Here is an 18,139-nt window from a genome sequence, read left to right on the forward strand (position 1 = left end):
GAAAAACACGCTGGCGGCCTTCAAGATCTCGTTGGCCCGGCGCAGCTCGAAGACCTCTTTGCGCAACTGCTTGATCTCCTCACGCTCGGCCGCGGTCGGCAGATCCGGCCGCAGCCCCTCATCGGCCTCCTTGCGACGCACCCACTTGCGCAACGTCTCCGACGGGATCCCGAGATCCCTGGCGACATGCGCGATCGGACGACCAGACTCGATCACCAACCGCGCGCCGCGATCAAGCAGCTCGGGCGGGTACTTCCTCGGACGCGACATCAGAACGGATGCTTCCTCTCCGCGGGGACAGAACCCGCGCCTCAAGGCCTCCGTCAAACCCAGCCTGCCTCACGTTGAGCGCTTCGGCCGTGGTTTTGTAGTCTTGCGGGGGCGGCTGTTGAGCGCGGCGGCGACGGCTTGGATGTCTTCGGCGCTCCAGCGCGAGAGGTCGGTGCCCTTGGGGAAGTACTGGCGCAGCAGCCCGTTGGTGTTCTCGTTGGTCGCGCGCTGCCAAGGGCTGTGCGGGTCGGCGAAGTAGACCGCGATCCCGGTGTCGATGCGCAGCCGGGAGTGGTCGGCGAGTTCTTTGCCGCGATCCCAGGTCAGCGAGCGGCGCAGTTGGTCGGGCATCGGGGTCATCTGCGCGGCGATCGCGGCGCGCATGGTCTCGGCCCCGTAACCGCCCAACGCCGGCCCGTTCTTGACCTGCGGCTCGACACCCCACCCCTCGGCGCGGGGCAGGTGCAACAGCATCGTGAAGCGAGTGGAGCGCTCGACCAGCGTGCCGATCGCCGTCCGGCCGGAGCCGATGAGCAGGTCGCCTTCCCAGTGGCCCGGCACGGCCCTGTCCTCGACCTCCGCGGGGCTGGCTGATCATCACCTCCGCGCTGACGTGCCCGCCGGGGCGCTCGCAGCGGTCACGACACGCAGGTCATGCTTGGCGCCTTCCTGGAGATCCTGACCGCAATCTGCAACATCGGCACGGCCGTGGTGCTGTACCCCTTCGCCAAACGGCACAGCCACCGCCTCGCGTTCGGGTACGTCGCGACACGCATCCTCGAATCCACGATCATCGTCGCGGGCATCGTGAGCGTTCTCTCGGTCCTCACCGCGCGTCAGCAGTTCGCCGGCACGGGCGCCGATGCGGACACACTCACGATCGCCGGCCAGACGCTCGTCGCCTTCCACGACTGGACGTTCCTCCTCGGCCCAGGCTTCTGCGCCGGCATCGGCAACGGACTCCTGCTCAGCTACCTGATGTACACGTCGGGCCTGCTCCCCCGACGCCTCGGGCTCATCGGCGGATCGTTCGCCTTCCTCGCCGCAACCGGAGCGCTCTTCGACGTCTACGAGCGCCAGTCCGCGCCGCAGTTCCTGCTGATCCTTCCCGAGATGATCTGGGAGCTGACGTTCGGCATCTACCTGGCCACGAAGGGGTTCGCGTCGTCAGCGCTGCGCCAAGACGCCGACGCGCGACACACCGCGCCTCCTGTCGCCGCCTTTGGCTGACCGCGACGGGCGAGCGAGCCGGTCGATTGTCGCCCGTCGTAGCGCGCTCGTCGGGCGCGTAGCCCGGTCGCCGTACGGCTGGCCGCGCGGTGGCGGACACGAACCGCACCGGCGGACACATGCCAGCCTCTCGCACGCGGACGTTCACGGGTGAGAGACTCGTCTCAGCCCCGATCGAAAGGCTCCTGATGGACGAGTCGTCCCCGTATCCGCTCCGCCTCGAAGGCGATCTTTCGCCGCGGCTAAGCCGCTGGCTATGGCTGGTCAAGTGGTTCCTGGCGATCCCGCACTTCGTCGTGCTGTTCTTCCTGTGGATCGCGTTCCTCGTGCTCTCGGTGGTGGCGCTCTTCGCGATCCTGTTCACCGGCCGCTACCCGAGCGGCATCTTCGACTTCAACGTCGGCGTGATGCGCTGGACGTGGCGGGTGGGCTACTACTCCTATAGCGCGCTCGGCACCGACTCGTATCCGCCGTTCACGCTCGCCGACGTGCCGGACTACCCGGCGCGCCTATCGGTCGCCTACCCGCAGTCGCTGTCTCGCGGCCTGGTGCTGGTGAAGTGGTGGCTGCTGGCCATCCCGCACTACGTGATCATCGGCGTGTTCACGGGCGCCGCGTTCGCCGGCTACAACGAGGCCAACGACGGCAACTGGTGGTACGGCAGCGGGCTGATCGGCCTGCTGGTCTGCATCGCCGGCATCGTGCTGCTGTTCGCCGGCCGCTACCCGCGCGGCCTCTACGACTTCGTCATGGGCATGAACCGCTGGTGCTTCCGGGTCGTCGCCTATGCCGGGCTGATGACCGACCAGTACCCGCCGTTCCGCCTCGACATGGGCGACCGCGAGCCACCGTCGGCGGACGCCACCGCCACGGCCGGGCCGGATCCCCTCCCGGCAAGCTGACGAGCTCTGCGAGTCGCTGGCGTCACTTCGCCGACGACTGCCATCCGAGCGACGGCCACGTGGCCGTCGCTCGCCCAGTGAGTGGGCGACCCCCGGAGCGCGAAAGTCGAGCCCTCGGCGGGGTCGTGGGGCAGACTGCGGTCGTGGCCCCGTTGAACATCAGTGGCGTGCGCGTGCAGCATGTGCTCGGCAACGAGCACAACCGCCTACGGCAGCTCCGGCTCGCGTCGCTTGCCGGCGACCCGGAGGCCTTCGGCTCCACGCGCGCGCGAGGCCGCTCAGCCGACGGAGTGGTGGGAGCGGTGGGCAGCGCAGTCCGAGTTGGGAACCAGCCAGCGCACGTTCGTGCTCGAAGCGGATAAGGGGCGATGGCTCGGGCTGACGCTTGTCCGCCTGGACGACGAGAGGCCCGGCTGGGCGGTCCTCAACGCAATGTGGGTTGCGCCCGAGGCTGGTGGTCGTCGCGCAGCCGGGCTGCTCTGCGAAGCCTGCGCTGCTTGGGCGGCAGAGCGCGGGTCTCGCCAACTGACGCTTAAGGTCGTAGTCGGTAACGAGGCGGCCCGGCGCGCGTATGAAGCGGCTGGCTTTGCCGTTTGCGGCGAGAGCACGTGGGTGCGCGACGGGCGAACCGTGGATCAGTTGGTCATGGCGCGCTCGCTGTCGCACCCGTCGCCCGCCTAAGGCTTTGGCCGGATGCCGCCATGCAGGCGAGCGCGTCGGCGGGATCTGCGATGAGCCGCCGACGAGCAGCGATGCCGTGGCGGCTGTTGAGCCCGTCGCGGATGGCCCGGGCGTAGGCGGCTTCGTCCTCGAGGCCGTCGAGGGGTACGCGAGGCTGAGAACTACACCGCTCACGTAGCGAACGGAATCGGCACGTTCAGTGGGGCGAGGTCGCACGCGCTGCTCATCGCAGTCGTGAGGGTGATTGCTCTCGGGATCGGGATGGCCGTTTCGCACAAGCCATGGGTGGTGCGCAGTCATACGCTTCGGGCGTGGACATTGAATTCATTGCCGGCATCGCGGTGATTCCGACCGATCCGCGGAGGAGCCGCGAGTTGTTCGTCGATGCGCTGGGCCTGCCGCTCGCGGCTAGTCCGGGCAGCGACTACTTCCACAGCGAGCGCATCGAGGGCAGTAAGCATTTCGGGGCGTGGCTGCTGTCGCAGGCCGCCCAGGCGTGTTTCGGCACACCGGACTGGCCGGAGGATCGCACTGTTCCTCAGATGAGCCTGGAGTTCGAGGTGCACGACGCGGAAGCTGTTGGGTCCGCCGCCGAGGAACTGCGCCAGCGAGGATTCACTCTGTTGCACGACCGGCGCGATGAGGCTTGGGGCCAGACGGTGGCTCGGCTTCAATCGCATGAGGGCTCGATCATCGGGATCTCGTTTGCGCCCTCGCTGCATGCATGACACGACTACAAACCACCGCCGTCGGGCGAGCAGTAGCCGCCGGCATGGCGGATCTCGTCGCTGCTCGAGACGAGTCTCAACCGTGGCGTGGGCGGCTCGACAGATCCGCGCCCCGCTGTCGCGTTGAGGCCTCAGAGCGGCAGCGCGACGCGGGCAGCCGCTACCCCGGACGGCCTGCGGATCCGCCTCCGATCGCTCGCAATCCGCTGCTCGGGCGCACGCTCGACCACCTGCTCGAGGACAAGCAGTAGCGGCTCAGCAATCGAGCGAGAACTGCGGCGAAGTCCCGCACGGCGACGCCGACTGAGCTTCGCTCACCGCCACAGCCAGCCGACCAGCACGCCGGCCGACACGGCGGCGGCCGCCGCCGCCGCCAGGGCGATCAGGCCGAGGATCACGCCCTCCAAGAGCCCGTCGTCACGCTCGTCCGAGAGAAGTAGACGTACCAGGCCACGCACAAGCACGCCGCCAACGCCACGGCGGCCCAAAGGGCCCGCCAGTCCCGAGCGTCAGGCCGATCGCGATCATGTCGGCGATCACCACCGCGAAAATCACCCAGTCCGGCACCCGGTGTGGCGGCACGACGAGGAGGACGACGGCAAGCCCCGTCAGCACGAGGATCGTGACCCAGACGCGCGGCGACACCACACCACCCATACCCGCTCCCGGTCGGCCGGCACCCGGCCGAGCAGTAGACCTGTGGTCTGGCCCGTCCTCCGGCCTGCGGGACGCCGCCGCCGGGGCCGGACCGTAAGCCTGATGGATTGCGTCGCCGAGCTACGTTCGCGCCCGACTAACGAACCGGGGGCGTGTCGCCGAAGCGCTTCCGCGACAGGATTATCTAGTGATCGTGAGTCGCGCGCGGTCGATGGTGCGCTGGCCGTCGCCGCTGACGGCGGTGAGGGTGAGCCAGTAGCGGCCTGCGCGGCGTGGGGCGCGCAGGCGGATCGTGTTGCGCCCGTTGCTCGCGTTGCCCCGGATGCGGGCGACGCGGCGGGTGCCTCGCAGCAAGCGCAGCTCGACCGTCGCCTTGGTGGTGGCCGCGTAGCGCAGCGTCAGCCCCTGGCGCGGGCGGGCTCGCAGGCGATCGACGGCGAGCGCGACCGCGAGCCGGCCGAACGCGGGTCCCGCGGCCCCGGTCGCCCCTGCCGGCCCGGGTGCCCCGGTCGCCCCCGCGGGCCCGGTCGCCCCCACGGGCCCGGTCGCCCCGGCCTGCCCGGTCGCGCCCGCCGGCCCGGCCGGGCCGGTTGGGCCGCTGACGGGGCCGCGCAGGTCGGCGTCGACGAAGCGCACGCGATCGTTGCCCTGGTCAGAGACCAGCAATCCGCCCTCGGCCGTCGCCGCCACACCGTTGGGGCCGGTGAGTTCGGCGGCGATCGCCGGCCCGCCGTCACCCGAGAACCCGTGCGTGCTGCCGGCGACGGTGGTGATCGTCCCGCCCGGCGAGATCCGCCGCACTCGATCGTTGCCAAGGTCGGCGATCAACACGCCGCCGTCAGCCGTCACCGCCACCCCGAACGGGATGTTCAGTTGAGCGGCGGTCGCCGGCCCGCCGTCACCCGAGAACCCGTGCGTGGTGCCGGCGACGGTGCTGATCGTCCCGCCCGGCGAGACCCGCCGCAACCGATGGTTGCTCGTGTCGGCGATCACAAAGCCGCCGTCGGCCGTCGCCGCGACCCCGACCGGAAAGTCGAGTTGGGCGGCGGTCGCCGGCCCGCCGTCACCCGAGAACCCCGCCGTCGTGCCTGCGACGGTCGTGATCGTGCCGCCCGGCGACACGCGCCGCACGCGGTGGTTGCCCTGGTCGGCGATCAGAAAACCGCCATCGGCCGTCGCCGCCACCCCGAACGGAGTGTCGAGTTGGGCGGCGGTCGCCGGCCCGCCGTCGCCCGAGAATCCCTGCGTGGTGCCGGCGACCGTGGTGATCGTCCCGCCCGGCGACACCCGCCGCACGCGGTGGTTGCCCTGGTCGGCGATCAGAAAACCGCCGTCGGCGGTCGCCGCCACCGCGGCGGGGGCGGTGAGCTGGGCGGCGCTCGCCGGCCCGCCGTCACCCGAGAACCCCTGCGTGGTGCCGGCCACGGTGGTGATCGTCCCGCCCGGCGACACCCGCCGCACGCGGTGGTTGGCCTCATCGGCGATCAGAAAACCGCCGTCAACCGTCGCCGCCACCCCGGCGGGATAGGTGAGCTGGGCGGCGCTCGCGAGCCCGCCGTCACCCGAGAATCCGGTCGTAGTGCCGGCGACGGTGAAGATGTTGTTGGTCGCGGCGCCCGCCGCGGGCGTCATCGACGCGACCGCCAGAAGCCCGAGCCCCAGCGCGACAGCGACCCGAACCGCAGCGCACAGCGGCCGCCCCGCCAGGAACGATCGACGTTGAGCAGATCCGCGCAGGAACGCTTCGCGAGACGGGCGGGGGTTGCGGCGCTGTCGGTCATCAGGGGAACTCCGGTCAGAGTGCGGGGGACGCCATCAAGCTAGGGCACCGCAAGGCTGTCGCCGTCCTGCGGCGGGGCCGCCCGCCGTAGGGATGAGCGAGCTACGGACACGAACGTGCGAGCGAGTCTCCAATTCAGCCGGACGGGGGACGGCTTGGCGTGAGTCTGTCGCTGCCAGTCGACGACAAGGGAGTGCCGCCATTGTGGGCGCTTCCTCAAGGTGCGCGGCGACGAGTGAAGGCGCTCCCGGACAGCGGGCTGCTGCTCACCTGCGCCGACTGCAGCCGTCTGACGAAGGTCGCGAGTTCATGCGCAGCGACCAGGCCGAGCGCGCCACGGCGGGATTGCATGCGGTCGGCGAACAGTCACGACCAGATCCACAGGGATACTCGACGGGACCACAAGCAAGCCAGGGCGATCGTCGACGAGCTGCTGGCTGCAGTCGGCCACGCCGACCAGCCGGCCTTCGCGCACAGCGCGAGCACTGATCCGAACACTCCGGCGAGCGCGTCCTGGTGGCGCTCGACGAAGCGCGCGAGCATCGCGTGATCGGCCTTGCTCTGCGCCGCCAGAACCCGGCAGGCGACGTCTTCGACACGCGCCCGCTCGGCGCCCGTGACGACCTGACACGGCGCGCGCAGGCGTAGAGCGACACCGCGACGATCATCGACGAGATCGTAGGCCGGCCGCGACCGGCCATCGCGGCGATAGGCGGCGTAGAACGGCTCGAGATCGATCGCGTCCACGGCGTTGATCACGAGCCACGCGAAGTGATCCTCCGGCAGCCATTCCCGCACGTCGGGCGCATCAGGAGCGACTGCTCGCGATCGCGCGCGATGAAGCTCGGGCCCATGCCGCAAATCGTCTTAATCGCCCGGACGGCACCTGGACTTACGCGACAGCCCCCGACGTTAGGAGCACTTCCGGTGCCAAGGGACCGCGGCTGCCCTTTCGCGCATTGCGATTAGCGAGGCGACGGTCAGCCGCGACGCTCGCTGGTCGTCCAAGGCGGTCGCGCGGGATTTGACGGTCGAGGCGCCCGCTCGCGTTTGAACGCGGGAATGCTGGCAGCCACTGTCCCACCAGTGAGCCGCTTCGCTTGGCGTGCCGTGGCGGCCCGGTCTGGGCCTGGTCGAGAAAGCGGCCTGGTTCCCCGGCAGGCCAGCGGGGCGCGTCGCGGGAGTGCCTTCTGATGGTGACCGCGGATTGGGTCAGCGTCGGCCGGCGCCGATGGTGTCCACGGCGCGTGCGACCGCGTCCAGTGCATGGCGCAGTCGTCGGCGTCGTTCACGGTCGACCTGCTTCGGTGGGCTGCCTGCGAGCACTTCGCGAATCGCGCCCAGCTGGACGCTGCGATAGGCGGCGGAGAGGAGCGCAGCGCACAGCTGTGGTTCGGTCGCGCCACGGTCAGCGAGCGCGCCGGCCAGCGCAGATTCCATCTGCTCGGCGAGCTCTCTGGCGCGTGCCTGCAGGTCGCGAGACCCGGCGATGAGACGCCAGAAGGCCACCTGACCGCTGGAGCCGGGCGCAACGCTGCCGGGTGCACCGGGGGCGGTGAGCAGCTTGCGGACGGCGTCCACCGGCGGCAAGTCGGGGTCACGGACGGCTGCGACGATCCTTTCGATCACATCGGGGTAGCGGTCGAAGACGAGGTCTTCCTTGCGTGGGAAGTGGGCGAACACCGTCGGACGGGCGACGTCGGCGGTCTCGGCGATCTGCAAGACGGACACCGCGTCGAAACCGTGGCGGATGAACAGGTCCGTCGCGACGTCGGAGATGTGCTGGCGCAGCGCGGCCTTCTTGCGCTCACGCCGACCGAGCCCGTCCACGCGATTACTGTACCAAGATTAAATTGATACGCGGTCTTATAATTTCCTTGGTATGGAGAGAGAGTCGCCCCGCGCAGCAACCTCGGGTCTCGGCGTGGCCGGCCACGTTCGGCGCCGCGCTGCGGCTGTGGTCATGGCTCGGCGCGACGGCCGCCGGGCTGCTCGTCGTGGTGGTGATCGGCGCACTGCGCCGCGGCGACTTCCACGGCATCGAGGGGTTCAGCACGACGAACTACGGCTGGCTGGCGTTCTGCATCACCGGCGGGATTGGACTGGCGTGGCGCCTAGCCGGGCGGGCAGCCACCTGGCAGGCGCTCGCTCGCCAGCTGGTCGCGGCCGCGGCCGCGTTCGCGGTCTGCTTCGTGGCCGTAGCGGTGATGGGGCTGCTGTTCATCCCACGCCAATCCCTCGCTGAAACGCTGACCACCGACTCCCCGGGCCGGGCGTTGCCGGTCGCCATGGTGGTCACAACGGTCGGCTACCTCGTCGAGGTCGTCCGAGCCTCCATGCGGGCAGCAAAAGGATCGCGACGACCAGGCGGACCTGACCGCCGCCTTGGAAACCTGAGCAGGCGACAAAGCGTCCGTTTGCCCATCACCACACCCGACCACCACGCCCGCTTCCGGACCGGACGCGGGCGTTCCCAGCTGGTCCCGGCAGGCGCTCGTACCGGACGATCACCGGGCGCCAAGGGCCTTGCTCGCGGGACGCTCGGTTCTCGCGAATACCGACAGCGTCTCGAGGACGACGCGGCGGTTTGCTGAACGCGGGGACGACCGCGCCGTCGGCTACGTGCAGCAGCGCGAGCAGGCCCGGCCAGTCAACGCTGGCTAGCACCGCGACGGCACCGCCCGGAACGCGCCGCTATTCGAGCGGGTTCGCGGCCATCGCGGCGCCAAGGCCGGACGCGACCGCGGAAGCGGCGGCGCAGCCGGGCTTGCGGCCCGCCTGGTCCTCGAATGCTGCAGTGAACTCTGCGGCGAGCGTCAGTCGTGGGTGGCGCCGAAGGACCGCCGCGCGAAAGTCGGCGGGCCACGTGTCCACGGTGCGGCCGGCGATGTCAAGCGCCGTGCCCTCGCAAAGCAAGTGGCCCTCCGCGTCCTGGCCAGGATCGACCTCCGGCCACATATGTCGGACGATGATCTCCTTGACCCGATTGCGTCGGTCGGCGGGCCAGCCGGCGCCCGCGCCGAACACCCAGCCCACATCGCCGCCGGCATCCTCGAACGGCGCGAGGTGGTTGTCGAACGCGGGGACGAGACCGAGGTCGTGCAACATGGACGCGACATAGAGCAGCTCGGCGTCGTACGGGACCCGCTTCAGCTCACCCAGGCTCGCCGACCACAGGTACGAGCGATCGCAGTGGTTGACCAGCGCTGCGGAGCTGTAGCGAACCACGATCTCACGCGCGGCCGTGGTGGCCGGACTCGGCCTGGGAAGAAGGCTGCAGATCTCCATCGCCTTATTTGGGCGGATCATCAATCTTGAGTTTGTCTCCTGTGTGTGAGATGAAGACGACCAGCAGCTTCGCCGGTTTCGTCCGGCTGATATTTGCGGTGAGCACGTGGTGGGCGCCCGGCCGCTCGAACCAGTTCTGGCCTTGGTGGTACGTACGCACTGGCTCGCCGGCGAGCTTGCTGGTCACAGAGCCGTCGAGAACGTAGGCGTAGACGAAAGCCTTGCCGTGCCGATGCGGCGCCGCGCGTGCCGCGGGCGGGAAGTCGACGATCGCCGAGGTGAACGTCTTGCCCTTGATATTCGGCAGCGCCATCTGGAAAAGCGGCGAGAGTGTCTCGGACGGTGGCTTCGAAACGACGGCATCGGCTGCCGACCTATCAGGCGTACGCTCTGCTGAGCAGCCGCATGCGGCGGCGGTCGCCGCCATGCCGACAGCCAGTAAGCGTAAGGCGAACGGTGTTCTGATCATGACTGCTCTCCTACTCAGTCTTCGGTGACCCGGATAATCGTCTTGCCGGGTGTGCGTCGGTCAGGGGCGAACGCGGCGGGCGCCTCGGGGAGCGTGCGCACGGCTCCGACGATCGGCTTGAGCCGGCCGTCCCGCACCCGCTGTGCAAGGTCGGCGAGCCGACCGCGATCGGGTTCGACGACAAAGAAGATCGCCCGCCCGTCATCGGGCCGCACCTCGACCGGCGAGACGATGCTGACGAGCGCGCCGCCGGCGCGTACCAGCCCGGCCGAGCGATCGCGGATGTCGCCGCCTATGACGTCGAACACCATGTCGACTTCGCCGACATCGTCCAGTTGATCGGCCTGAAGGTCCAGGAAGGCATCCACGCCGAGGCCGAGTGCGGTCTCCCGATCGGCGGCCCTGCCGCTGCCGATCACTCGGGCGCCCACTTCGCGCGCGAGCTGCACCGCGATCGATCCGACACCGCCCGCCGCGCCATGGATCAGTACGGTCTGGCCGGCCGCGAGGCGGCCGTGGTCGAACATGCCCTGCCATGCGGTGAGCCCGGATATCGGCAGTGCGGCGGCCACGGTGTGGTCGACGTCGGCCGGAAGCGGAGCGAGGTTGCGCGCCTCCACCGCCACGTCCTCGGCCAGTGAGCCGTTGCGGGTCCAGTCGCTCACTCCGAACACCCGCTGACCCACGGTAAGGCCGGTGGTTCCGAAACCGAGCTCGACGACGACACCCGACAGCTCGTGTCCGGGCACGCTCGGAGTCCGGTCGCGGCCGGCGCGATCGGACCACGTCGCCGGCCAGTCAAGCTCTCCCCGGGTGAACCCCGCGGCATGCACCCGCACGATGACGTCGTTCTCGGCGGCCCGGGGATACGGAATTTCCGTCAGGGAGAGTCCATCGACACCGGCGGTGCGGTCTCGAACGGTGATGGCTTGCATGGCAAGAATCTCTCTGTGGTCTGAACTCTCGAATTCAAGCGCACAGCTCATCCGGACGCGCGACTCACATGAACCCGTCAGAGTGGGGTCACGGCAGTTTGAGGTAGCCACGCGGCGGGATTTCGACGTCGCAAGCGCAGCAAGAATCGCAAAAGCTGCGCGATCTGCTCTCAATAATCGTGCTTAATCACGCCCATGATTGTGTGTATATCGTCTTGCGCGAAGTTCGTGGCGCCGGAGCCTGGCATGTGCAGGATCGAGTCGTCATGTACCGCTTGGTAGCAGAATCTGGGCGCGACTCTGCCTGCCATGACCACCGAATGAGCCTTTCGGGTATGGCAGCCCGGTGTGTTCGGCCTTAGCGGGACCGCACCCCCGCTTCGCTAAACGGCCACGCCCGTGCGCTGCGCACCGAGCCGAAGCTTCGCCCTGCTGCGCGCTGCCCGACGATCGAACGAACGTACGCGCCCCGACCGGCACCGCCACGCCGGTGGTGCGAGCGCACGCACTGCACCTGAGCGGCGCCAAGCAGTGAAAGAACTTCCTCGCGCACCATGTAGGGCCGGGAGGGCGCCCGTCGCGACGTCAGACGATGCCTGGGCGGACAACCGGCCAGGCATGAACAACGACGTACACCCCGCGGTGCCCGCTCAAATCGGGGGGGACGTCGGGGGTCGCCGTCGTCGCCAGCGCGCTTGACCTCTGGGCCTGCACGAGCGCTCGAACGCCAACGATGCGTAGGGCTGACGTGCAGGCGCAGGAGCAGAGCGACGCGCCGACGCCGACCGAAACCGCCACGCCCGCGGCAGACCACGACAGGAGCCGTCCCCGACCCCGACTGAAGCAAGTGGCGGCAGGGCGCCAACGCCCGCGCCTCGGCGGCTGCCGCGGCGGCGTTCGCCGTGGCCCGCAAGGAGTTGAACAAGAGCGAGGCCCAGGTCGACGAACTCGACGGCGAGGTCGATCACGCCAACGCGGAGGTAGACAAGGCGCAGCAGGACGCCGAGCAGGCCAAGCAGCAAGCGAGCAGCCCATCGCAGGCCGAGAAGCCGTCGGCCGAGGTCGACGAGGCGTAGGGCGGAGAAGCGTGAGCTCGGCGCCAAAGCCGAGGCGGCGCCGCGTGCGCCAAGGCGATGAGATCGTCGGCGGGATCCGCGACGCCCGGATATCTCAGTGGATGAATGCCAGAGACGACCGTCAGTTCTACCGAGCTCCAGGCGATCTCGTTGTCGAAGGCCTCGAATGCGGGCGGGCTTCCTGCTCGGCGACGCCGCGTTTGGAACGTTTCACACCGACATCCTCGAGGCGAGGATGCCCGGCTACGTGCGACCGAATTTCTGCGACGTCGTGCGCGACTCGCGCTGGGAGTCAGAACCACCGTCATAAACGCTCCGCGGTTCGGCTCGTTGCGCCGCCCGCTGACGGGTGCACGCACCCCACCAGCGACACGATCGAGATCGTCGTCTGAACCGATGACAAGACTCTCGCGCTCGCATGACGGCAAGCGCTACGCGCCCTTCGGCGAGTGCTACGCGCGCAGCCGCAATCGACGGTGAGCCTCGGCCAGCACGCCGAGACGCCGGTCACATACACACGTTTCGCGAGTCCCGCCGGCCCGCCATGGTTGCGCGCGCCGTGGTCCCGACGTGACGTCGTCGACCGCGCCGTGCGTCAGGCCGAGGCCGGCCCGCGTGCCCGCTCGCGCGCTCGCACGAGAGGTCCGGGCGCCTTCACAGGCGAACCGGCTCGCGATCACTAGCTGCCTGCATGGTCGGCCGCGCGACGAGCACCGCGCCGCTCGCGCGGCGCAGCCCCCGCGCGAGATGCGATCGCTCGCACCCGCCGTCGGGCGCGCGTCACACCGCGAGCGTCCGCCCCTGACGGGCGTGGTGTTCGGCTCCTCGATCGTCGTACGGACTGCCGTCGCGTCCGTCCTCGCACTGCTGGTCGGCGCGCCCACGTCTCCCGCGTCCGCGCATACGTCGGTGTCAATACGAACGAGCTCACCGAAACGGCGGTCCAGCTTGCCGCGTCCGGCTGCGCCGGACTCGACGTGCCGGCCGCCGAGGCGGATCTGCGACGCGCCGAGCGGGTCACGGCGCCGCGCGCCTACCGTCCCCTGCCGGCGTGGGCGATGGCTCCGGGACGGGGCGTCGAGCTCGTCGATGCCCGCCTCTACGACGACGCCCTCTGGCTCCTGCGGCGCTACCACCTGCGCGTCACCGCCGCGCGCGAGCCCGGCCACCACACCTACGGCGACGGGACCGCCGTCGACCTCATCCCCCGCCGACGGCACGACGCAGGCCGACTGGGACGCGTCCGCCGGCGCGCTCGCCCGCGCGCTCGGCTGGAGCCCGGAATGCGGCGCCTCCGGCAGCCGGCCGGCCTGCTCGCTCGCCCCGGCGATCCAGTTCATCGGCTACGACGGCTACCCCGGCCACGGGTCGCCGCGCACCTGCGGCACCGGCTGCCCCGCCCACATCCACATCTCCTGGGTCTCGCCCTGCTACGGCACCGGCAGCCCCATCTCACCATGCGCATCGGTGCTGACCTTCCGCGTCGCATCGACGCCCGACGAGACCTAACGGTGCGAGCACCAGAGCATGCAACGACCACTCGCACGCTCGGCGATCGGCGCCTTGCGCCTTCGTGCACGGCTGCGCGTGCCGAGCCCGCCGCCGTCGCACGATGACACCGACTGCGAGGCGACGACCACAGAGGCAAGCCCGCGACTGTCTGGGTCGGGATGACCTCCGCACACGCCGTGGGAGCCCTCGTTGCTCACGTTGCGGCGACGCGCCGCGTTAGAGGCACACACCACTCGTGGAGGCACCCATGTGTACCGACAGCCACGATGCCGCCGGCGTCAGCTCCGGGGCGACGCTCAGCGGCATCCTCGCTCTCCTTGTCGCCGAACGCGAACAGCGTGGGAGCGGCGGGGCGCGGCGAACCGAGCCGATCCTCGCCCGGGCCGGTCTCACCGACCATCAGATCGCGGCGCTCACCGGACGCGACGCACGCCAGGTGCGCGAGCTGATCGATGACGCCACCAAGGTCCCGCGCACCGCCTGGGGGCACTCGGATCTGGCCCGCGCGGCGCTCTGCGACCGATCTCCGGCCAGCGAACGATCCGGGCGCTGAGCCACGACGTCAGCGCGGCAGCCCGCCCTGCGCAGGGCGGCCGTGCGACATAAACTTCCGCCAGAGCCGCGACTGGAGGAACGATGGAGCACCGGATCTTCGAGCTGGGCGACTTCGCGCTGCAGAAGGGCGGCGCGGTGATCCCCGACGCCAAGCTGGGCTACGTCACGCTCGGCGAGCTCAACGCGGCGAAGGACAACGTGGTCGTGTGCCCGACATGGTTCACCGCGACGCCGTCGGACACGGCCTACTGGCTGACCGGCGCCGAGCGGGCACTGAATCCGGAGCGCTGGTTCATCGTGATTCCCAACCACTTCGGCGCGGCCGTCTCGTCGTCACCGAGCAACACCCCGGCACCCTTCGATCGCGGGCGCTTCCCCCGCACGACGACGTATGACAGCGTCGTCGCGCAACACCGACTGCTGACCGAGGAGTTCGGCATCACGCGCGTCCGGCTCGTCTCGAGCTGGTCGATGGGCGCGTGCCAGAGCTACGCATGGGCCGCCCTGCATCCGGAGATGGTCGACGCGATCGCACCGATCTCCGGCTCCGCACGCACGGCGAACTTCAACAAGGTGTTCCTCGCCGGCAACATCCGCGCGATCACCGGCGACCCGGCGTGGAACGGCGGCTTCTACACGACCAACCCGCCGATCGCGGGCGTCCGCGCGATGGCGGCGCTCTACGCCGGCTGGGGCTTCTCCGAGCCGTTCTACCGCCAAGAGGCCTTCCGCCTCTTCGGCGCCGCGGACCCGGACGAGTTCATCGAGCTGTTCTGGGATCAGTTCTTCCAGAAGTGCGACGCGAACGACCTCCTCGCTCAGATGTGGACGTGGAAGCACAACGATCTCGGCGATCACCCGGACTTCGGCGGCGACTTCGACGCCGCGCTGCGAGCGATCCAGGCACGCACGATCATCATCCAGGCAGAGACCGACAGCTACTTCCCACCCGTCGACAGCGAATACGAGGCGCGCACCATCCCCGGTGCCGAGTTGCGCGTCATCCCGACGATCTGGGGCCACCTCGCCCCGTTCAACCCGGAGGACCAGACGTTCATCGATCGGGCGATCGGCGAACTTCTCAGTGACTGACGAACGGCGGCGACGTGGATGTCGAGCCCATCCTCGGAGAGCACCAGGCGCCGGCGGTCGTTCGGGTGGATCGTCCGCGCCGCCGGCGAGCTGCATCCGCGCGCCCTGCGCTTGACCGCCGCGGCGACCTCCCACGGGCGTGTCGGCGGCATCCCCCGGTGCTCGCTTCGCAATTACCGAACGACGCGGACCGGTGGCCCTCCTCACCGGTGCAGACCGCCGTTTTCCCTCGCCCAGCGCTCGGGTGCGCCTGGTTTCGCGTCTACCCGGCGCGACTCGGTCATGGGGACCCCGACCACGCCGCGGCGTGCGGCCGCTGGCGTGCGCGCACGACCGTCACGGGCACGCCGAGGCGCTCGACCCGGGTGGGCAGGTCGCGCTTGAGCCACGCGGAGACACGTTCGGGAAGCGTCGAGATGATCACCTCGTCGAAGCGTTCCCGTTCGAGCAGCTGCTCGACGGCGCGCAGCGCGTCCGAGGGGCCTACGGCGCCCTCGACCGGTCCACTGGCGGCGTCCTCCAGTAGCGGCAGCGCCAGCTCGAGGGTCTTGCGGGCCTCCTCCTCCGGGTCGAGCACGTCGGGAAGCGCGGGGACCAGCAGCGTGAACTGACACGGCCCCCGCTGCGCCCGCACGCGCACCCGGTAGATCAACGTGGGGGTCGCCGCCGTCCGGTTGGCAACGATCAGGACGCGCGCCAAATCCGCCATCTCGTTCTCCTCTTGCATCCCCAAGTCTCCGCCGTCCTGTTGCCGCTCGCGCAGCGTGGCGAGACCTTGCCGGCGTCGTGGCAATCGTTCGCGTTGGGCAGACACCAGAGCCACTGTGCCTCGAGCTGCAGTCCTTCGCCCAAGGCGTCGAAGTCGCCGAGCAGGAACGCATCCAAGGCACTGCGCACCGAGTCTGCGTCGCCGTTGCTCATGCCGGCCAGTATTTCGCCGGCACGGCATCGCGTCGAGCCAGAGCGTAAGTCCGAGGTTCCCCTGTTCAACCCGCTACGCCGATGCACGGCGGCGCGGAACGCTGAACGAAGCAAGGACCGCCATGGCCGGCATCGACAGAGCAGCGCATCGAGGCCGATCCGCGGCTGAACTCCACGGATTCCCGAACACGAGGTCCGACGCCCGCTCGCGCGGAGCCCGCACCGGCGCGGCGCGGCGCGAGCGCGCCGACGCGGAGGATCTGTCCGGAGTCGCGGACCTCTACCATCACCGGAGCGCCTGCCGTCAACGCGAGTGGAGCACCGAGCACCATCCGGACCACCGACGGATCATCCTCCGCCCCGCACTTCGTGGGCACGGCCAGGACGCCGGAACAGCCGGGCGGACTCGGTGACCGCGACGGCTGGTAGAAGACGTAGCGGAACCTGGTGTCGTCGCGGAAGCGCCGCAGCTTGGTCCCGAGCACCGAACCGTGGCTGCGGTTCTCCGCACTCGGCACGTAGGCGACGTCGGCCATCCAGCCACGCGGGTTGCTCCCGCGCACCAGGCCCTTGCCGCGCCAGCGGCCGACCGCCGGCGGATACTCGTCGCGGTCCCGGCCGGCGCGCGTCGGCCAGTCCTCCACCTGCTTTCCGGGCATTGGCCGGTGCGCGACGCTGACGGCGCGCTGCTGCTTATCTGTGCAACTGGCGACGCGGCCGGCATCGCGGTCGCGATTCCCCTTTCGCCTGTGAGCACGCGCCAAGGGGACGGCGCGCGCTTCTCGTATCCATGCGTGGCAGGCGCGACCACTTGCGAGCCTGTCCAACGCTGGAGCGCTCCCAGCCGAAGTGGCTTGGAGTTCCTGCGTATCCCGGGGATGCTGCGGGAGGTCTTCTGAACACCACGGCCGCGCCGCGCTGACGTGTGATGAGGTGCAGCGATGAACCGACATGAGGTGCTGGCCGCCTACGACGAGCAGGTGCGGCGCCGGCCGGAAGTCGATGGGCCACAGGTCCGGGTCGAGCGCGCCGACGGGATCGTCCGCGTCGTCTCACCGGGCCAGGGATGGAGGGGCGTGACGTGGAGCGACGTCGACGAGGTGACAGCCGATGGCGCCATCGCCGCTCAGGTCGTCCGGTTCGCTGAGATCCCGGGCGGATGGGAGTGGAAGTACTACTCCTACGACCAGCCGCCGGACCTGCCCGACCGGCTGCTCTCGGCCGGGTTTCGGCCCGAGCCGTTGGAGGCACTGATGGTTGCCGAGGTCGCCGAGCTCCAGCTCGACGTGCCAGCGCCCGCGGGCGTGCGACTGCTGCCGGTCGTGGACGGACAGGGCATCGACGCGTTGGTGGCGGTCCACGACGAGGTCTTCGGCGACCCTTCCTGGATCAGCACGGTGCTGGCCGCCGCGCTTGATCAACAGCCCGGCGCCGTCGCGGCCGTCGTCGCCATGGCCGGGGAGAGGCCGGTCGGCGCCGGCCGGGTCGAGCTTCCCCGCCAGACTGAGTTCGCCAGCATCTGGGGCGGCGGCGTCGTGCCCGCATGGCGCAACCGCGGAGTGTTCCGCGCACTGGTCGCCCACCGCGCCGCCCTGGCCGCCGCGGCCGGCTTTCGCTACCTCCAGGTCGACGCCTCGGCCGACAGCCGGCCCATCCTGCGGCGCCTTGGCTTCGTCGACCTCGCCACGACGACCCCGTTCGTCCACATCTAGCTAGCTACTTGCCCCGGAAATAGTCGCGGTCGTTGACGCGGTTCCGTCCGACGCGGTAGGGATCATTTGCCTGCAAATCGCGCGATTTTGGAGGTTGGCTGTGCTGCGCTTGTCGGGCGGACAGGTGGAGTCGTTGTTTGATCTCGGGCTGCCGGTGCAAGCGGCCGAGTTGCCCGCGGATCTCGCGGCGCTGGACGAGTTGCTGGCCGAGCCGGGGGTGTTGGCGCCGATCGAGGCGTCGTGGGCCGAGGACGCCGTGTGGTTCGGGCGCCCGACGGTGGCGATGGACAGGTTCGTGCGGTTGATGATCGTCAAGGCGCGGTCGGGCTGG

21 protein-coding genes and 2 pseudogenes are annotated in these 18,139 nt (G+C 69.8%); 11 read left to right on the plus strand and 12 right to left on the minus strand.

Features of this window, described 5'->3' with window-relative positions; all coding sequences use genetic code 11:
- Together H958_RS0124085 and H958_RS39970 are read right to left on the minus strand one after the other, a co-directional pair.
- On the minus strand, positions 1-270 hold a 270-nt coding region (locus tag H958_RS0124085), incomplete at its 3' end, for a transposase (RefSeq protein WP_028060522.1).
- A gap of 69 nt (positions 271-339) precedes the next feature.
- Positions 340-898 (minus strand): annotated as a pseudogene (locus H958_RS39970) (IS30 family transposase); the annotation flags it as partial.
- A gap of 26 nt (positions 899-924) precedes the next feature.
- Between H958_RS39970 and H958_RS39975 the strand changes: the two are divergent.
- The 4 genes from H958_RS39975 (at position 925) to H958_RS0124105 (ending at position 3,811) form a co-directional block, all read left to right on the plus strand.
- Positions 925-1,500, plus strand: coding sequence for a DUF4386 domain-containing protein (locus H958_RS39975; RefSeq protein WP_081686224.1), 576 nt, complete (start codon positions 925-927; stop codon positions 1,498-1,500).
- Between the two features lie 188 nt (positions 1,501-1,688).
- Positions 1,689-2,402, plus strand: a complete 714-nt coding sequence (locus H958_RS0124100; protein WP_051324753.1) for a DUF4389 domain-containing protein — start codon at positions 1,689-1,691, stop codon at positions 2,400-2,402.
- Between the two features lie 180 nt (positions 2,403-2,582).
- On the plus strand, positions 2,583-3,083 hold the full coding sequence (locus H958_RS49210) for a GNAT family N-acetyltransferase (protein WP_081686225.1): 501 nt from the start codon (positions 2,583-2,585) through the stop codon (positions 3,081-3,083).
- A 311-nt stretch (positions 3,084-3,394) separates the two neighbouring features.
- Entirely contained in the window at positions 3,395-3,811 is a 417-nt protein-coding gene (locus H958_RS0124105; protein ID WP_028060525.1) for a VOC family protein, read from the plus strand.
- A 417-nt stretch (positions 3,812-4,228) separates the two neighbouring features.
- On the opposite strand, the gene H958_RS46725 is transcribed toward H958_RS0124105, so the two are convergent.
- From H958_RS46725 to H958_RS0124125, 4 genes are all read right to left on the minus strand, one after another.
- Positions 4,229-4,456, minus strand: coding sequence for a hypothetical protein (locus tag H958_RS46725; RefSeq protein ID WP_156028239.1), 228 nt, complete (start codon positions 4,454-4,456; stop codon positions 4,229-4,231).
- Between the two features lie 192 nt (positions 4,457-4,648).
- The gene (locus tag H958_RS39980; RefSeq protein ID WP_051324754.1) at positions 4,649-6,100 is read right to left on the minus strand and encodes an NHL repeat-containing protein; all 1,452 of its coding nucleotides are present in this window, start codon (positions 6,098-6,100) and stop codon (positions 4,649-4,651) included.
- A gap of 514 nt (positions 6,101-6,614) precedes the next feature.
- Positions 6,615-7,046 (minus strand): hypothetical protein, encoded by a 432-nt coding sequence (locus tag H958_RS0124120; protein ID WP_028060526.1) that lies wholly within the window; start codon positions 7,044-7,046, stop codon positions 6,615-6,617.
- A 414-nt stretch (positions 7,047-7,460) separates the two neighbouring features.
- Positions 7,461-8,078, minus strand: a complete 618-nt coding sequence (locus H958_RS0124125; protein WP_028060527.1) for a TetR/AcrR family transcriptional regulator — start codon at positions 8,076-8,078, stop codon at positions 7,461-7,463.
- A gap of 23 nt (positions 8,079-8,101) precedes the next feature.
- Here H958_RS0124125 and H958_RS0124130 point away from each other — a divergent pair, with 23 nt between their 5' ends.
- Positions 8,102-8,842, plus strand: a complete 741-nt coding sequence (locus H958_RS0124130; protein ID WP_156028240.1) for a hypothetical protein — start codon at positions 8,102-8,104, stop codon at positions 8,840-8,842.
- Positions 8,843-8,942: 100 nt separating this feature from the next.
- On the opposite strand, the gene H958_RS0124135 is transcribed toward H958_RS0124130, so the two are convergent.
- From H958_RS0124135 to H958_RS0124145, 3 genes are read right to left on the minus strand one after another with little or no spacing between them, the layout of a single operon-like run.
- Positions 8,943-9,536, minus strand: a complete 594-nt coding sequence (locus H958_RS0124135; protein ID WP_028060529.1) for an HD domain-containing protein — start codon at positions 9,534-9,536, stop codon at positions 8,943-8,945.
- Positions 9,537-9,540: 4 nt separating this feature from the next.
- Entirely contained in the window at positions 9,541-10,005 is a 465-nt protein-coding gene (locus H958_RS0124140) for a cupin domain-containing protein (protein ID WP_028060530.1), read from the minus strand.
- Between the two features lie 14 nt (positions 10,006-10,019).
- Positions 10,020-10,940 (minus strand): NADP-dependent oxidoreductase, encoded by a 921-nt coding sequence (locus tag H958_RS0124145; RefSeq protein ID WP_028060531.1) that lies wholly within the window; start codon positions 10,938-10,940, stop codon positions 10,020-10,022.
- Positions 10,941-11,842: 902 nt separating this feature from the next.
- Here H958_RS0124145 and H958_RS46730 point away from each other — a divergent pair.
- The 4 genes from H958_RS46730 to H958_RS0124170 all read left to right on the plus strand — a co-directional run bounded on the left by H958_RS46730 (position 11,843) and on the right by H958_RS0124170 (position 15,175).
- Positions 11,843-12,016: a hypothetical protein gene (locus tag H958_RS46730; RefSeq protein ID WP_156028241.1), complete on the plus strand. Its 174-nt coding sequence runs from the start codon at positions 11,843-11,845 to the stop codon at positions 12,014-12,016.
- A 1,089-nt stretch (positions 12,017-13,105) separates the two neighbouring features.
- Positions 13,106-13,525 (plus strand): hypothetical protein, encoded by a 420-nt coding sequence (locus H958_RS0124160; RefSeq protein ID WP_028060532.1) that lies wholly within the window; start codon positions 13,106-13,108, stop codon positions 13,523-13,525.
- 250 nt (positions 13,526-13,775) lie between these two features.
- Positions 13,776-14,081: a hypothetical protein gene (locus tag H958_RS0124165; protein ID WP_028060533.1), complete on the plus strand. Its 306-nt coding sequence runs from the start codon at positions 13,776-13,778 to the stop codon at positions 14,079-14,081.
- Positions 14,082-14,164: 83 nt separating this feature from the next.
- Entirely contained in the window at positions 14,165-15,175 is a 1,011-nt protein-coding gene (locus H958_RS0124170; protein ID WP_028060534.1) for an alpha/beta fold hydrolase, read from the plus strand.
- A gap of 280 nt (positions 15,176-15,455) precedes the next feature.
- Here H958_RS0124170 and H958_RS0124175 read toward each other — a convergent pair whose 3' ends face one another.
- The 3 genes from H958_RS0124175 to H958_RS0124180 form a co-directional block, all read right to left on the minus strand.
- Entirely contained in the window at positions 15,456-15,884 is a 429-nt protein-coding gene (locus H958_RS0124175) for a hypothetical protein (protein ID WP_156028242.1), read from the minus strand.
- Positions 15,860-16,096: a hypothetical protein gene (locus H958_RS48475; RefSeq protein WP_156028243.1), complete on the minus strand. Its 237-nt coding sequence runs from the start codon at positions 16,094-16,096 to the stop codon at positions 15,860-15,862. Before H958_RS48475 ends, H958_RS0124175 begins: the two co-directional genes overlap by 25 nt.
- 65 nt (positions 16,097-16,161) lie before the next feature.
- Positions 16,162-16,860, minus strand: coding sequence for a hypothetical protein (locus H958_RS0124180; RefSeq protein ID WP_231379359.1), 699 nt, complete (start codon positions 16,858-16,860; stop codon positions 16,162-16,164).
- Positions 16,861-17,037: 177 nt separating this feature from the next.
- Here H958_RS0124180 and H958_RS0124185 point away from each other — a divergent pair, with 177 nt between their 5' ends.
- Both H958_RS0124185 and H958_RS0124190 read left to right on the plus strand, forming a co-directional pair.
- A complete protein-coding gene (locus H958_RS0124185) occupies positions 17,038-17,808 on the plus strand; it encodes a GNAT family N-acetyltransferase (RefSeq protein WP_028060537.1) in 771 nt (256 codons plus the stop codon).
- Positions 17,809-17,908: 100 nt separating this feature from the next.
- Positions 17,909-18,139, plus strand: a pseudogene (locus H958_RS0124190) (hypothetical protein); the annotation flags it as partial.

It is taken from the genome of Candidatus Solirubrobacter pratensis (genome assembly GCF_000425945.1).
Classification (GTDB): Bacteria; Actinomycetota; Thermoleophilia; order Solirubrobacterales; family Solirubrobacteraceae; genus Solirubrobacter; species Solirubrobacter pratensis.

Coding starts and splice junctions, on each gene's coding strand:
- H958_RS0124140 (WP_028060530.1), bottom strand. CDS start 10,005: ATGATCAGAACACCGTTCGCCTTACGCTTACTGGCTGTCGGCATGGCG.
- H958_RS48475 (WP_156028243.1), bottom strand. CDS start 16,096: ATGAGCAACGGCGACGCAGACTCGGTGCGCAGTGCCTTGGATGCGTTC.
- H958_RS0124165 (WP_028060533.1), top strand. CDS start 13,776: ATGTGTACCGACAGCCACGATGCCGCCGGCGTCAGCTCCGGGGCGACG.
- H958_RS0124100 (WP_051324753.1), top strand. CDS start 1,689: ATGGACGAGTCGTCCCCGTATCCGCTCCGCCTCGAAGGCGATCTTTCG.
- H958_RS39980 (WP_051324754.1), bottom strand. CDS start 6,100: ATGACGCCCGCGGCGGGCGCCGCGACCAACAACATCTTCACCGTCGCC.
- H958_RS0124175 (WP_156028242.1), bottom strand. CDS start 15,884: ATGGCGGATTTGGCGCGCGTCCTGATCGTTGCCAACCGGACGGCGGCG.
- H958_RS0124135 (WP_028060529.1), bottom strand. CDS start 9,536: ATGGAGATCTGCAGCCTTCTTCCCAGGCCGAGTCCGGCCACCACGGCC.
- H958_RS49210 (WP_081686225.1), top strand. CDS start 2,583: ATGTGCTCGGCAACGAGCACAACCGCCTACGGCAGCTCCGGCTCGCGT.
- H958_RS0124145 (WP_028060531.1), bottom strand. CDS start 10,940: ATGCAAGCCATCACCGTTCGAGACCGCACCGCCGGTGTCGATGGACTC.
- H958_RS0124170 (WP_028060534.1), top strand. CDS start 14,165: ATGGAGCACCGGATCTTCGAGCTGGGCGACTTCGCGCTGCAGAAGGGC.
- H958_RS39975 (WP_081686224.1), top strand. CDS start 925: ATGCTTGGCGCCTTCCTGGAGATCCTGACCGCAATCTGCAACATCGGC.
- H958_RS0124160 (WP_028060532.1), top strand. CDS start 13,106: ATGCCCGCCTCTACGACGACGCCCTCTGGCTCCTGCGGCGCTACCACC.
- H958_RS0124185 (WP_028060537.1), top strand. CDS start 17,038: ATGAACCGACATGAGGTGCTGGCCGCCTACGACGAGCAGGTGCGGCGC.